At 59.1% G+C, this 13,865-nt stretch carries 16 protein-coding genes; 14 read left to right on the plus strand and 2 right to left on the minus strand.

The window, feature by feature from the left end:
- Window positions 1-110 precede the first annotated feature (110 nt).
- The 11 genes from V8N38_RS22935 (at window position 111) to fis (ending at window position 9,846) form a co-directional block, all read left to right on the plus strand.
- Window positions 111-1,088 carry an MDR family oxidoreductase gene (locus tag V8N38_RS22935; protein ID WP_047729768.1) on the plus strand — a complete coding sequence of 326 codons (978 nt, stop codon included), beginning with the start codon at window positions 111-113 and terminating at the stop codon, window positions 1,086-1,088.
- Window positions 1,089-1,243: 155 nt separating this feature from the next.
- On the plus strand, window positions 1,244-2,245 hold the full coding sequence (gene msrP / locus V8N38_RS22940) for a protein-methionine-sulfoxide reductase catalytic subunit MsrP (protein ID WP_047729767.1): 1,002 nt from the start codon (window positions 1,244-1,246) through the stop codon (window positions 2,243-2,245).
- Window positions 2,246-2,845 carry a protein-methionine-sulfoxide reductase heme-binding subunit MsrQ gene (gene msrQ, locus V8N38_RS22945; RefSeq protein WP_047729766.1) on the plus strand — a complete coding sequence of 200 codons (600 nt, stop codon included), beginning with the start codon at window positions 2,246-2,248 and terminating at the stop codon, window positions 2,843-2,845.
- A 287-nt stretch (window positions 2,846-3,132) separates the two neighbouring features.
- Window positions 3,133-3,585, plus strand: a complete 453-nt coding sequence (gene aroQ / locus V8N38_RS22950) for a type II 3-dehydroquinate dehydratase (protein ID WP_004936891.1) — start codon at window positions 3,133-3,135, stop codon at window positions 3,583-3,585.
- 32 nt (window positions 3,586-3,617) lie between these two features.
- Window positions 3,618-4,085 (plus strand): acetyl-CoA carboxylase biotin carboxyl carrier protein, encoded by a 468-nt coding sequence (accB, locus tag V8N38_RS22955; RefSeq protein WP_038879746.1) that lies wholly within the window; start codon window positions 3,618-3,620, stop codon window positions 4,083-4,085.
- A 12-nt stretch (window positions 4,086-4,097) separates the two neighbouring features.
- Complete coding sequence (accC, locus tag V8N38_RS22960) at window positions 4,098-5,447, plus strand: acetyl-CoA carboxylase biotin carboxylase subunit (protein ID WP_004936886.1); 1,350 nt, start codon at window positions 4,098-4,100, stop codon at window positions 5,445-5,447.
- 152 nt (window positions 5,448-5,599) lie between these two features.
- Window positions 5,600-5,842 carry a YhdT family protein gene (locus tag V8N38_RS22965; RefSeq protein ID WP_004936865.1) on the plus strand — a complete coding sequence of 81 codons (243 nt, stop codon included), beginning with the start codon at window positions 5,600-5,602 and terminating at the stop codon, window positions 5,840-5,842.
- Complete coding sequence (gene panF, locus V8N38_RS22970; RefSeq protein ID WP_100395864.1) at window positions 5,832-7,277, plus strand: sodium/pantothenate symporter; 1,446 nt, start codon at window positions 5,832-5,834, stop codon at window positions 7,275-7,277. Before V8N38_RS22965 ends, panF begins: the two co-directional genes overlap by 11 nt.
- An 11-nt stretch (window positions 7,278-7,288) precedes the next feature.
- On the plus strand, window positions 7,289-8,170 hold the full coding sequence (gene prmA, locus V8N38_RS22975) for a 50S ribosomal protein L11 methyltransferase (protein WP_033636181.1): 882 nt from the start codon (window positions 7,289-7,291) through the stop codon (window positions 8,168-8,170).
- A 393-nt stretch (window positions 8,171-8,563) separates the two neighbouring features.
- Window positions 8,564-9,568 carry a tRNA dihydrouridine synthase DusB gene (gene dusB / locus V8N38_RS22980; RefSeq protein ID WP_004936856.1) on the plus strand — a complete coding sequence of 335 codons (1,005 nt, stop codon included), beginning with the start codon at window positions 8,564-8,566 and terminating at the stop codon, window positions 9,566-9,568.
- On the plus strand, window positions 9,550-9,846 hold the full coding sequence (fis, locus tag V8N38_RS22985; protein WP_000462905.1) for a DNA-binding transcriptional regulator Fis: 297 nt from the start codon (window positions 9,550-9,552) through the stop codon (window positions 9,844-9,846). Before dusB ends, fis begins: the two co-directional genes overlap by 19 nt.
- Window positions 9,847-9,920: 74 nt before the next feature.
- Here fis and V8N38_RS22990 read toward each other — a convergent pair whose 3' ends face one another.
- Window positions 9,921-10,151 (minus strand): hypothetical protein, encoded by a 231-nt coding sequence (locus tag V8N38_RS22990; protein ID WP_141960366.1) that lies wholly within the window; start codon window positions 10,149-10,151, stop codon window positions 9,921-9,923.
- 150 nt (window positions 10,152-10,301) lie between these two features.
- A complete protein-coding gene (locus V8N38_RS22995; RefSeq protein WP_049201465.1) occupies window positions 10,302-10,643 on the minus strand; it encodes a hypothetical protein in 342 nt (113 codons plus the stop codon).
- Between the two features lie 247 nt (window positions 10,644-10,890).
- On the opposite strand from V8N38_RS22995, the gene lpxO reads away from it, so the two are divergent.
- From lpxO to V8N38_RS23010, 3 genes are all read left to right on the plus strand, one after another.
- Window positions 10,891-11,796, plus strand: a complete 906-nt coding sequence (lpxO, locus tag V8N38_RS23000; protein ID WP_084827916.1) for a lipid A hydroxylase LpxO — start codon at window positions 10,891-10,893, stop codon at window positions 11,794-11,796.
- Between the two features lie 301 nt (window positions 11,797-12,097).
- Window positions 12,098-13,018 (plus strand): kdo(2)-lipid IV(A) palmitoleoyltransferase, encoded by a 921-nt coding sequence (gene lpxP / locus V8N38_RS23005; RefSeq protein ID WP_060440957.1) that lies wholly within the window; start codon window positions 12,098-12,100, stop codon window positions 13,016-13,018.
- 117 nt (window positions 13,019-13,135) lie between these two features.
- Complete coding sequence (locus tag V8N38_RS23010) at window positions 13,136-13,831, plus strand: CTP synthase (RefSeq protein WP_060441061.1); 696 nt, start codon at window positions 13,136-13,138, stop codon at window positions 13,829-13,831.
- Window positions 13,832-13,865: the final 34 nt, after the last annotated feature.

Consider the following 13,865-nt stretch of genomic DNA (forward strand, 5'->3'; position numbering starts at 1 on the left):
GCAAGCGCCGTTTTTGTCCTTTATCAGGACTTGGGCCGCTTATTATGCATATAGTCAAATAAATGTGATTCAGCCATTGATAGAAAAGTGTAAACGAGAGGAAGAGTGACATGCGTGCACTGTTATTGGAACAACAAGACGACCAAACTCTGGCTCAAATCAAAGATATCGGCAGCGACCGGTTGCCGGAAGGCGATGTCACCGTCGACATCAACTGGTCCAGCCTAAATTATAAGGATGCGCTGGCGATCACCGGCAAAGGCAAGATCGTGCGCAACTTCCCGATGGTGCCGGGCATCGACTTCGCCGGCACCGTGCGCCACAGCCGCGACGATCGCTTCAAAGAGGGGCAAAGCGTGGTGCTCACCGGCTGGGGCGTAGGTGAACATCACTGGGGCGGCCTGGCCGAGCAGGCGCGCGTCTCGGGCGAATGGCTGGTACCGCTGCCGAACGGCCTGGATGAGCGCAAGGCGATGATCATCGGCACCGCCGGCTTTACCGCCATGCTGTGCGTCATGGCGCTGGAGGAAGGCGGCGTGCACCCGGACGACGGCGATATTCTGGTGACCGGCGCCAGCGGCGGCGTGGGCAGCACCGCCATCGCCCTGCTGGCGGCGTTGGGCTATCGGGTGACCGCCATCAGCGGCCGCGATAGCAATACCGACTACCTGAAAGCGCTCGGCGCCAAAGAGGTGATGTCGCGCGATGGCTATATCGACACGCCGCGCCCGCTGGAGAAACAGCTGTGGGCCGGCGCGGTGGACACCGTCGGCGACAAACTGCTGGCGCGGGTGCTGGCGCAGATGAACTATAACGGCACCGTCGCCGCCTGCGGCCTGGCGGGCGGTTATCAGCTGCCGACCACCGTGATGCCGTTCATTCTGCGCAACGTGCGTCTGCAGGGCGTGGATTCGGTACATACGCCGCTGCACCGCCGCCAAACCGCCTGGGAGCGGCTGGCCGGTATTCTGCCGGACAGCTTCTATCAGCAGGCCACGCATGAAATCACCCTCGAGCAGGCGCCGGCCACCGCCGCCGCGCTGCTGAACAACCAAATCACCGGCCGCACCCTGGTGAAAATCCGCTGATCTTCTCCCCCCGGCAACGGGGGTTCACCCGCTTCTGCGAAATTTCATATTTTCCCGCGTCCCCTCGCTTCCTGCCGGCTTTAGCGCCATGCTTATTTCATGGAGACCCGTTAGCCGCTCGCAGGCGGCGGGAATCAGTCGCGGAGAACATAAGCATGAACAAACACCCGAAATTGACCGAGGCCGACGTCACGCCGGAGAGCGTGTTCCACCAGCGGCGCAAAGTGCTGCAGGCGCTCGGCATCACCGCCGCTACGCTGGCGCTGCCTACCGGCGCACGGGCGGACCTGCTGTCGTGGTTCAAAGGCAACGATCGCCCCAAGGCGCCGCCGGGCAAAGCGCTGGAATTCAGCAAGCCGGCCGCCTGGCAGGCGCAGCTGGCAATGACGCCGGAAGACAAGGTCACCGGCTACAACAACTTCTATGAATTCGGCCTCGACAAAGCCGATCCGGCCGCCAACGCCGGCGGGCTGAAAACCGAAGGCTGGAAAGTGCGCATCGACGGCGAAGTGGCGAAGCCGATAACGCTGGATATCGACGATCTGATGAAGCGTTTCCCGCTGGAACAGCGCATTTACCGCATGCGCTGCGTCGAGGCCTGGTCGATGGTGGTGCCGTGGATCGGTTTCGAACTGGGCAAGCTTCTCAAGCTGGCCGAGCCGAACAGCAACGCGCGCTACGTGGCCTTCCAGACGCTGTACGATCCGGAGCAGATGCCCGGCCAGAAAGATCGCTTTATCGGTGGCGGCCTGAAATACCCCTACGTCGAAGGGCTGCGGCTGGACGAGGCGATGCATCCGCTGGCGCTGCTGACCGTCGGCGTGTACGGCAAAACCCTGCCGCCGCAAAACGGCGCGCCGCTGCGGCTGATCACACCGTGGAAATACGGCTTCAAAGGCATCAAATCGATCGTGCATATCCGTCTGGTGCGCGATCAGCCGCCGACCACCTGGAACCAATCCGCGCCGAACGAGTACGGTTTTTATGCCAACGTGAACCCGCACGTCGATCATCCGCGCTGGTCGCAGGCCACCGAGCGCTTCATCGGCTCCGGCGGCATTCTCGACGTCAAACGCCAACCGACGCTGCTGTTCAACGGCTATGCCGATCAGGTGGCGTCGCTGTATCGCGGCATGGATTTGCGGGAGAATTTCTAAGTGCGCCTGACGCCTGTTCATATCAAATGGCTGAAAGCCGCCCTGCATCTGGCGGCGTTTTTGCCCTTTCTGTGGTTGGTGTTGGCGGTAGATCAGGGCTGGTTCAGCGCCGATCCGTCCAAGGACATCCAACATTTTACCGGCAGGATGACGCTGAAACTGCTGCTGGCCACGCTGATGATCGCCCCGCTGGCGCGCTACGCTCGCCAGCCGCTGCTGATCCGCTGCCGCCGTCTGGTGGGGCTGTGGTGCTTTGCCTGGGGCACGCTGCACCTGATAAGCTACTCCACGCTGGAGCTGGGGCTGAGCAATCTCGGCCTGCTGGGCAGCGAGCTGGTGAATCGCCCTTATCTGACGCTTGGCATCCTCACCTGGCTGATCCTGCTGGCGCTGGCGGCCACCTCGACGCTGTGGGCGATGCGCAAACTGGGCGCCAAATGGCAAATGTTGCACAACTTCGTCTATCTGGCGGCGATCCTCGCCCCTATCCACTACCTGTGGTCGGTCAAAACGTTTTCCCCCCAGCCGTTCATCTACGCGCTGCTGGCGGTGGCGCTGTTGGGCCTGCGTTACAAGAAATTCCGCGCCTGGTGGCGCTGAATCACGCGGCGGCGCGCGTTATTGTCGTTGAAAAACACGCGCCGCCGGCCGGAACTTTTTCTGTGTTCCAGCGCTCATATTCCTGTCACGGATCCCCGAGTTCGTCGATTTGGGGTTGAATATCTTCGCTGATAAGACCAGTATTTAGCTGCGAATTGCTACGATATCGTTATAATGCCCGACTTTGTTTCTGTTCTCAGGGTGAATTGGCCCCTTAACAGGTGACAAATCGATAACATCGGGTTATTTTCTACGATGATGGTTTTATTGCCGGAGATACCAGCACAATGGCGGATAAGTTTCACATTTTGCTTCTGAACGGCCCCAATCTCAATCTGCTGGGGACGCGTGAGCCGGAGAAGTACGGCAGCACGACGCTGACAGAGATTGTTAACGGATTGGAAAACCAGGCATCCGCATTGGATATTACCCTGAGCCATCTGCAATCCAACGCCGAGCATCAGCTGATCGATCGCATTCATCAGGCGCGCGGCAACACCGATTTCATTCTGATAAACCCGGCGGCGTTCACGCATACCAGCGTGGCGCTGCGCGATGCGTTGCTGGCGGTGCAGATCCCGTTCATCGAGATCCACCTGTCCAACGTGCACGCCCGCGAACCTTTCCGCCATCACTCCTATCTCTCAGACGTGGCGGTAGGCGTGATTTGCGGCCTCGGCGCGGATGGCTACGCTTTCGCTTTACAGGCAGCGGTTAACCGTCTGTCGAAAACCCACTAATTGCTCCACAAAAAGAGTACGGAATCACACTCATGGATATTCGTAAAATCAAGAAACTGATCGAACTGGTTGAAGAATCAGGCATTTCTGAACTGGAAATCTCTGAAGGCGAAGAATCGGTTCGCATCAGCCGTGCCGCACCGGCGCAGGCTTACCCTGTCATGCAGCAGGCCTATGCGATGCCGGCACAGCAGCAGCCGGCCCTGGCTGCCGCCGTTGCTACCGCACCTGCGGCAGAAACCCCGGCGGCACCGGCGGCCATGAGTGGCCACGTCGTTCGTTCGCCAATGGTAGGCACCTTCTACCGCACCCCAAGCCCGGACGCGAAAGCCTTCGTGGAAGTGGGCCAGAAAGTGAACGCCGGCGATACCCTGTGCATCGTTGAAGCCATGAAAATGATGAACCAGATCGAAGCGGACAAGTCCGGCGTCGTGAAAGCCATCCTGGTGGAAAACGGCCAGCCGGTCGAATATGACGAGCCGCTGGTCGTCATCGAATAACGAGGCGCCCCCATGCTTGATAAAATTGTTATCGCCAACCGCGGCGAGATCGCGCTTCGCATCCTGCGTGCCTGTAAAGAACTGGGCATCAAGACCGTTGCGGTTCACTCCGCGGCCGACCGCGATCTGAAACACGTGCTGCTGGCCGACGAGACCGTCTGCATCGGTCCTGCACCATCGGTAAAAAGCTACCTGAACATCCCGGCCATCATCTCGGCGGCGGAAATCACCGGCGCCGTGGCGATCCACCCGGGCTACGGCTTCCTGTCCGAGAACGCCGACTTCGCCGAGCAGGTTGAACGCTCCGGCTTCATCTTCATCGGCCCGAAAGCCGAAACCATCCGCCTGATGGGCGACAAGGTTTCCGCGATCAACGCCATGAAGAAAGCCGGCGTGCCTTGCGTACCTGGCTCCGACGGCCCGCTGACCGACGACATGGATAAAAACCGTGCCTTCGCCAAGCGCATCGGTTATCCGGTGATCATCAAGGCGTCCGGCGGCGGCGGCGGTCGCGGCATGCGCGTCGTGCGCAGCGACAAAGACCTTGAGCAGTCCATCAACATGACGAAAGCGGAAGCCAAAGCGGCTTTCAACAACGACATGGTGTACATGGAAAAATACCTGGAGAATCCGCGCCACATCGAGATTCAGGTATTGGCCGACGGCCAGGGTAACGCCATCTATCTGGCCGAGCGCGACTGCTCCATGCAGCGCCGCCACCAGAAAGTGGTCGAAGAAGCGCCGGCACCGGGCATCACCAGCGAAATGCGCCGTTACATCGGCGAACGCTGCTCGAAAGCCTGCGTGGAAATCGGCTACCGCGGTGCGGGTACCTTCGAGTTCCTGTATGAAAACGGCGAGTTCTATTTCATCGAAATGAACACCCGTATTCAGGTCGAGCACCCGGTTACCGAAATGATCACCGGCGTGGATCTGATCAAAGAGCAACTGCGCATCGCTGCCGGTCAGCCGCTGTCGATCAAACAGGAAGAAGTGAAGATCCACGGCCACGCGGTAGAATGCCGCATCAACGCCGAAGATCCGAACACCTTCCTGCCGAGCCCGGGCAAGATCACCCGCTTCCACGCGCCAGGCGGTTTCGGCGTGCGTTGGGAATCTCATATCTACGCCGGTTATACCGTACCGCCGTACTATGACTCCATGATCGGCAAACTGATCACCTTCGGCGAAAACCGTGACGTGGCGATTGCCCGCATGAAGAACGCCCTGGCTGAACTGATCATCGACGGCATCAAAACCAACGTTGAGCTGCAGCAGAAGATCATGAACGACGAAAACTTCCAGCACGGTGGCACCAACATCCACTATCTGGAGAAGAAGCTGGGTCTGCAGGAAACCTAAGGCAGCCACGCAGCATCGTCTGACGAAAGGCCGGTTAATCACCGGCCTTTTTCTTTGGCATTACCGCCAGTAACGGCTTGGCAAAACGCCGCCATGCCGTAAAATTCCCTACCTTTGATGAATCCATCACCGTAAACCTATGGGAGACACGGATGGACAAACGCTTTATTCAGGCGCACCGCGAAGCGCGCTGGGCACTGGGGCTGACGCTGCTCTACCTGCTGGCCTGGGGGCTGGCGGCCTATCTGCCCGACAGCGCCATCGGCGTCACCGGCCTGCCTCACTGGTTCGAAATGGCCTGCCTGCTGGTGCCGCTGCTGTTCATCGGCCTGTGCTGGCTGATGGTGCGCACGGTGTTCCGCGACATTTCGCTGGAGGACCGCGATGCAAACTGAAGTGATCCTGCCGCTGGTCGCCTACCTGCTGCTGGTGTTCGGTCTGTCGGTGTACGCCTACAGCCGCCGCCAGAGCGGGAATTTCCTCAGCGAATACTTCCTCGGCAACCGCTCGATGGGCGGCTTTGTGCTGGCGATGACCCTGACCGCCACCTACATCAGCGCCAGTTCGTTTATCGGCGGCCCCGGCGCCGCCTACAAATACGGCCTGGGCTGGGTGCTGCTGGCGATGATTCAGCTGCCGGCGGTGTGGCTGTCGCTCGGGGTGCTGGGCAAGAAATTCGCCATCCTGGCGCGACGCTACAACGCCATCACCCTCAATGACATGCTGTATGGCCGCTACCAAAGCCGCCTGCTGGTGTGGCTGGCCAGCCTCAGCCTGCTGGTGGCGTTCCTCGGCGCCATGACGGTGCAGTTTATCGGCGGTGCCCGCCTGCTGGAGACCGCCGCCGGCATTCCTTACGACACCGGCCTGCTGATCTTCGGCATCAGCATCGCGCTGTACACCGCCTTCGGCGGCTTCCGCGCCAGCGTGCTGAACGACGCCATGCAGGGGCTGGTGATGCTGCTCGGCACCGTGCTGCTGCTGGTGGCGGTGATCCACGCCGCCGGCGGACTGGACAGCGCGGTGCACAAGCTGCAGCAGATCGATCCGGCGCTGGTGTCGCCGCAGGGCGGCGATCAGATCCTCAGCCTGCCGTTTATGGCGTCGTTCTGGATCCTGGTGTGCTTCGGGGTGATCGGCCTGCCGCACACCGCCGTGCGCTGTATCTCCTACAAGGACAGCAAGGCGGTGCATCGCGGCATTCTGCTCGGCACCGTGGTGGTGGCGGTGCTGATGTTCGGCATGCACCTGGCCGGCGCGCTCGGCCGCGCAGTGTTGCCGGATCTCAAGATCCCCGATCAGGTGATCCCGACGCTGATGATCACCGTGCTGCCGCCGTACGCCGCCGGGATCTTTTTGGCGGCGCCGATGGCGGCGATCATGTCGACCATCAACGCCCAGCTGCTGCAATCCTCCGCCACCATCATCAAGGATCTCTACCTGGGCGTGCGGCCGCAGCAGATCCACAACGAGCGGTTGATCAAGCGCTTCTCCAGCCTGACCACGCTGATCCTTGGCCTGCTGGTGCTGCTGGCGGCCTGGCGACCGCCGGAGATGATCATCTGGCTCAACCTGCTGGCTTTCGGCGGGCTGGAGGCGGTGTTCCTGTGGCCGTTGGTGCTGGGCCTGTATTGGGAACGCGCCAATGCTCAGGGAGCGCTTAGCTCAATGGTGTCGGGTGCGGTATGCTATACGCTATTGGCCAGCTTCAACCTGCAGCCGGCGGGGCTGCACCCTATCGTGCCTTCGCTGTTGCTCAGCCTGTTGGCGTTTTATCTCGGTAACGTCGTCGGCGAAAAGCGCCGGGCGGCGTCATCATTATCTTCTTGAAGAGAATTGCTATGCCTTGGATCCAACTCAAACTGAACACCACCGGCAGCCAGGCGGAAGACCTGAGCGACGCGCTGGTGGAAAGCGGCGCCGTGTCGGTGACCTTCCAGGACACCCACGACAACCCGGTGTTCGAACCCTTGCCGGGTGAAACCCTGCTGTGGGGCGATACCGACGTGATCGGCCTGTACGACGCGGAAACCGATATGGCCGAGGTGGTGGCGATGCTGGAACAGCACCCGCTGCTGGGCGCCGGTTTCCGCCACAAGATAGAACAGCTGGAAGACAAGGACTGGGAGCGCGAGTGGATGGACAACTTCCACCCGATGCGCTTCGGCGAGCGCTTGTGGATCTGCCCGAGCTGGCGTGACGTGCCGGATCCCGACGCGGTCAACGTGATGCTCGATCCGGGCCTGGCGTTCGGCACCGGCACCCACCCGACCACGGCGCTGTGCCTGCAGTGGCTGGACGGCCTCGATCTGGCCGGCAAAACCGTTATCGACTTCGGTTGCGGTTCCGGCATCCTGGCAATCGCCGCCCTGAAGCTGGGTGCAGCGCGCGCTATCGGCATCGACATCGATCCCCAGGCCATTCAGGCCAGCCGCGACAACGCGCAGCGTAACGGCGTTTCAGAGCGTCTGGAGCTGTATCTGCCGAAAGACCAGCCGGCGGACCTGCTGGCTGACGTGGTGGTCGCCAACATCCTCGCCGGCCCGCTGCGCGAGCTGGCGCCGCTGATCGGCTGCCTGCCGAAGGCCGGTGGTCATCTGGGGCTGTCCGGCGTGCTGGCCAGCCAGGCCAGCAGCGTTGCGCAAGCCTACGAAGAGAAGTTCACGCTCGACCCGGTCGCCGAGCGTGAAGAGTGGTGTCGCATCACCGGCCGCCGCAAGTAAGCGTCACGGTCTATTGCCCCCTCATCCACCGGCCCTGCGCCGGTGGATTTTTTTTGCCTGACGATCGGCCTGCGGGCGAGACAAAATTTTATGCAATTTTTCGCCGCTCAACGACGGATCGCCCTGACAATGCGCCTTCCAGACAGGCTATCTCGGCAAAAAACGCGGGTGAATGCAGATAATATTCTGCGCAAAGGCGAATATTTTGCCGCACACAAAATAAGCACTTTTCGTCAACTTATTGTAAAATATATATAATATTTTTATGAATCACCGCGTAGCGTATTTTTCGTCCTAATATCGGGCCAATTGGTTAAAGTTTGGCCTTTCATCTCGACGCAAAAATGCGTAATATACGCGCCCTTGCGGACACAGTATGGTCACTCTTTGTCTATGCGCATTGGACACCACCAGCTTACTAATTGCCTGATTGCGGCCCCGATGGCCGGTATTACAGATCGCCCGTTCAGAACCCTCTGTCATGCAATGGGTGCTGGGATGGCTGTATCCGAAATGCTCTCCTCCAACCCGGAGGTGTGGCGGACGGATAAGTCGCGTCTGCGTATGGTGCATAGCGATGAACCAGGGATCCGCTCCGTGCAGATTGCCGGATGCGATCCTGATGATATGGCCGCCGCCGCGCGTATCAACGTGGCCAGCGGCGCGCAGATCATCGACATCAATATGGGATGCCCTGCCAAAAAAGTGAACCGGAAGCTTGCCGGGTCCGCCTTGTTGCAGTACCCGGATCTGGTAAAACGGATCCTCCACGCGGTGGTTGACGCGGTGGATGTGCCGGTAACGCTGAAGATTCGCACCGGCTGGGCGCCAGAGCATCGTAACTGTGTAGAGATTGCCCAACTGGCCGAAGACTGTGGTATTCAGGCCCTGACGATTCACGGCCGAACCCGCGCCTGTCTGTTTAACGGCGACGCGGAATACGACAGCATTCGGGCAGTTAAGCAGAGTGTTTCCATTCCGATTATCGCGAATGGGGATATTACTGACCCGCATAAAGCCAGAGCAGTGCTCGACTACACCGGGGCCGACGCCCTGATGATAGGCCGCGCTGCTCAGGGGAGACCCTGGATCTTCCGGGAAATCCAGCATTATCTGGACACTGGGGAGCTGCTGCCGCCGCTGCCGCTTGGCGAGGTGAAGCGCTTGTTGATTGGGCACATTCGGGAATTGCACGGCTTCTATGGCCAAGGCAAGGGATTCCGGATTGCTCGTAAGCACGTGTCCTGGTATCTCCAGGAACACGCTCCGAATGACCAGTTTCGGCGCACATTCAACGCCATAGAGGATGCCAGCGAACAGCTGGAGGCGTTGGAGGCATATTTCGAAAATCTTAGCGTAAAAAAAGAGCTGACAGAACTATGTTCGAACAACGCGTAAATTCTGACGTACTGACCGTTTCTACCGTTAACTCACAAGATCAGGTGACTCAAAAGCCTCTGCGTGACTCGGTTAAACAAGCACTGAAGAACTATTTTGCTCAACTGAACGGTCAAGACGTAAATGACCTGTATGAGCTGGTACTGGCTGAAGTTGAACAGCCACTGTTGGACATGGTGATGCAATACACCCGTGGCAACCAGACCCGCGCAGCCCTGATGATGGGCATCAACCGCGGCACGCTGCGTAAGAAGCTGAAAAAATACGGCATGAACTGATACTAGTCAGTTAACGTGTTGAAAAGGCGCTTTATCTCATTTGATAAGCGCCTTTTTCTTTTTCTGGCCTGTGCCTACATTGGCGGGGCTTTACGCGGAATGCGCTTATCAATATATCCGGCAATGAAATAGCAAATACCCGCCACGCCCGCGATCATCACGTAGCGCTTCCACCCGTCCAACTCCACACCCAGGCTATCCAGCCCGCTCAACACCACAAACACCAGCAGACCCAAAATAACCGATGCTCTGCCTGTCCAGGTTGGCGGAGGTGTAAATAAACGCCTTACCCAATAGGGCCTCATAGGGCTTCCTTCTTACTTACGACGGAGTCACCAATCGATGAAGGATACTCTCACGTTTTAATCAGGGCGACAAAGCACGACATCAGCGTGGCGGATTATAACCATAAAAAAAGGCCGGAAACCCGGCCCTCTTGTTGTGACGACAGCAAATTACTCGGTCGCTTTGTTCTTGAGGCTTTCCGCCCCTTGCTTGGTCTTATCCCAAGCCTTCTCCGTACCCTGTTTGGTGGAGTGCCAGGCCTTTTGCGAGCCTTCGCTCACTTTGCTGCCGACGCTGTCGCTCTTGCCTTCGGCGGCGTGCTTGGCTTTCAGCTTCAGCTCTTCACCCTTGTCCTGAGACTGGTGCAGCTTTTCTTTGGCGGTATCCGCCCCTTTGTGCGCTTCGGCAACGACCTCGTTGCTGGCATGAGTGGCGGTGTCGGTCGCGGTCTCAGCGGCGAACACCGGGGAAGCGAGCAGCAGTGCAGACAAGGCAATGATTGATTTCTTCATAAGTCCCTCTTTTCTCAGATACGTGCCATTCGTCATGAAACAAGATGGCATGAAACGCCCCTTGAACGATTTAAGAATAGGACTAAAACCAAAAAAATCGATATAAAATTTTATTAAAAATAAATTTCTCATTTTTTTATGCCGTTCGAGCGAATCCCGGTCAAAAAGCACGAAAACGTTAAATTTTTCCTGTCACAAAACTATAATTTGTATGAATTTTTAACAAGCATTAACAGGGATGGATTCTATGGTTGCCGCGATCATTATCGGCATTTTCATCGTCAGCTTCTTCTACGCGCACTCCCGCGGCAAAGAGAAACAAAAGGTTACCCGCCAACTGTTCGATCACTCCACCTTTATGGGGCCGATCAACATGTTTATGACCGGTTTCTCCCGTTTGCCCGCCAAACAGCCCTATTTCGACGAAAAAGGCTTCCCGGAGCTGCAGACGCTGACCGACAACTGGCAGGTGATCCGCGAAGAAGCGGTGCGCCTGCAGGATCACATCAAAAAGGCGCAGTCGCACAACGATGCCGGCTTCAACACCTTCTTCAAACGCGGCTGGAAACGTTTCTATCTGAAATGGTACAGCGACAGTCACCCTTCGGCGCAGACGCTGTGCCCGCAAACCGTCGAGCTGCTCAACCGCATCCCGTCGGTCAAGGCGGCGATGTTCGCCGAGCTGCCGCCCGGCAGCCATTTGGGTAAACACCGCGACCCTTACGCCGGCTCGGTGCGCTATCACCTGGGGCTGATGACGCCCAACGACGATCGCTGCTTCATCGAAGTGGATGGCGAACAGCACAGCTGGCGTGACGGCGAGGCGGTGATCTTCGACGAAACCTACGTGCACTGGGCGCAGAACGCCACCGACCAGACGCGCATCATTCTGTTTTGCGACGTCGAGCGGCCGATGAAATGGCGCTGGGCGCAGGCGGTCAACCACTGGGTCGGTTCAACGCTGATGTCGGCGGCCAGCTCGCCGAACGACGATCAGGACCGCACCGGCGGCATCAACCGCATTTTCAAATACGTCAACGCGGTGCGCGATGCCGGTCAGCGCCTGAAAGCGCGCAACCGCCGCGGTTACTACCTGCTGAAATGGCTGGTGATCGCTGCAATCTTCGCCGCGATTATCATTCCCAGCCTATAAAACGCACCAATCTTCAACTTAGGGGCAACGCGAATGAGAATATTCGCATGCCCCTCTTCCGCCACACCCCGTACCCTGTGCTAGCATAAGCATTCCTAGAGCCGCCTCCGCTGGCCAACAGCTATCCCTCCGAAGCCTGATAGCAGCGCAAACCGCCCTTCGAATGTAAATGTTTAGTCAATTATGGAATCCCGACTAAACCCTGGTCGTGCCCGGGTGTCTGAGTGGTCGTATCGCTATCGAGTGGAACCTTTATGCGTTACAGCTTGCTGCCCCTTTTTAACGTATAAAACGAGTTTCTATGAAATCAGCCAAAGCATTTCAACTGGCCTTGCTGCACCCGCGCTACTGGCTCACCTGGTTCGGCCTCGCCCTGCTGTTCCTGCTGGTCCAGCTCCCCTATCCGTTGCTTTACCGGCTGGGGGTGTGGATGGGGCGTACCTCGATGCGTTTTCTCAAGCGTCGCGTCGCCATCACCCGCCGCAACCTCGAGCTGTGCTTCCCCGAGATGGACGAAGCGCAGCGCGAGCGCAAAGTGGTGGGCAACTTCGAATCGCTCGGCATGGGCCTGTTGGAAACCGGCATGGCCTGGTTCTGGCCGGATAAACGCGTCAAGCGCTGGTTCAACGTCTCCGGCATCAACCACCTCAACCTGGCGCAGCGTGACGATCGCGGCGTGCTGGTGATCGGCGTGCACTTTATGTCGCTGGAGCTGGGCGGCCGGGCTATGGGCCTGTGTCAGCCGATGATGGCGATGTACCGCCCACACAACAACAAAGCGATGGAGTGGGCCCAGACCAAGGGCCGTATGCGCTCCAACAAGGCGATGATCGATCGCAAGGATCTGCGCGGCATGGTGCACGCACTCAAGCGCGGCGAGGCGGTGTGGTTCGCGCCGGATCAGGACTACGGCCCGCGCGGCAGCGTATTCGCCCCGCTGTTCGCCGTCGATCAGGCCGCGACCACCAGCGGCACCTTTATGCTGGCGCGCATGGCCAACCCGGCGCTGGTGCCGGTGGTGCTGATCCGCCGCGAAGGGGGCCGCGGTTACGACCTGCTGATTCAACCGGCCCTGGAAGACTATCCGCTCAGCGACGAACAGGCGGCGGCGGCCTATATGAACAAAGTGATCGAGAAAGAGATCCTGCGGGCACCGGAGCAATATCTGTGGCTGCACCGCCGCTTCAAAACCCGGCCGGTCGGCGCGCCGTCGCTGTACTGACCCCTTTTTCCAGCCCGGCCGACGCCGGGCTTTTTTGTGCGCAGCGTTTAAAAAATCTGCGGTTCACGATCCCGCTTTCCTGTAATCTCCTTTTTTACCCGCACAGGAAAGGAAATGATGAAAGCTCAAGTCCGCATTGCTCTGGTCGGTGATTACACCCCGCAAGCCGTGGCCCATCAGGCCATCCCCGTAGCGCTCCAGCTCACCGCCGCCCACCTCGATATCGACGTGCAGCCCCAGTGGCTACCGACCGACACCCTGACCTCCCCCGACGTCCTACAAGATTTCGACGCCATCTGGGTGGTGCCGGGCAGCCCGTATCGTCACGACGACGGTGCCTTTATGGCGATCCGTCATGCGCGGGAAAACGACGTGCCGTTCCTCGGCTCCTGCGGCGGTTTTCAATACGCGATCGTCGAGTACGCCCGCAACGTGATGGGCTGGCACGACGCCGGTCATGCGGAAACCGACAGCGGTGGCCGGCTGGTGATCGCTCCGCTTAGCTGCTCGCTGGTGGAAAAAACCGGCGACATCGTTTTCCAGCCTGACACCCGCGTCGCACGGGCCTACGGCAGCCTGAACACCCATGAAGGCTACCACTGCAACTTCGGCGTCAATCCGGAATTCGTCGTCGATCTGCAACGCTTCCCGCTGGTCATCAGCGGCCACGACAGCGAAGGCGACGTGCGCGCCATCGAACTGCCGGCTCACCGTTTTTACGTCGCTACGCTGTTCCAGTCGGAACGCGCCGCGCTGCGCGGCGAGCTATCACCGCTGGTGGTGGAGCTCGTCAAAACCGCCGCCAACGGGTAAAAAAAAAGCCCTCTTGCGAGGGCTTTCTCATCGG

This window comes from Serratia nevei (genome assembly GCF_037948395.1).
In the GTDB taxonomy this organism is placed as follows: domain Bacteria; phylum Pseudomonadota; class Gammaproteobacteria; order Enterobacterales; family Enterobacteriaceae; genus Serratia; species Serratia nevei.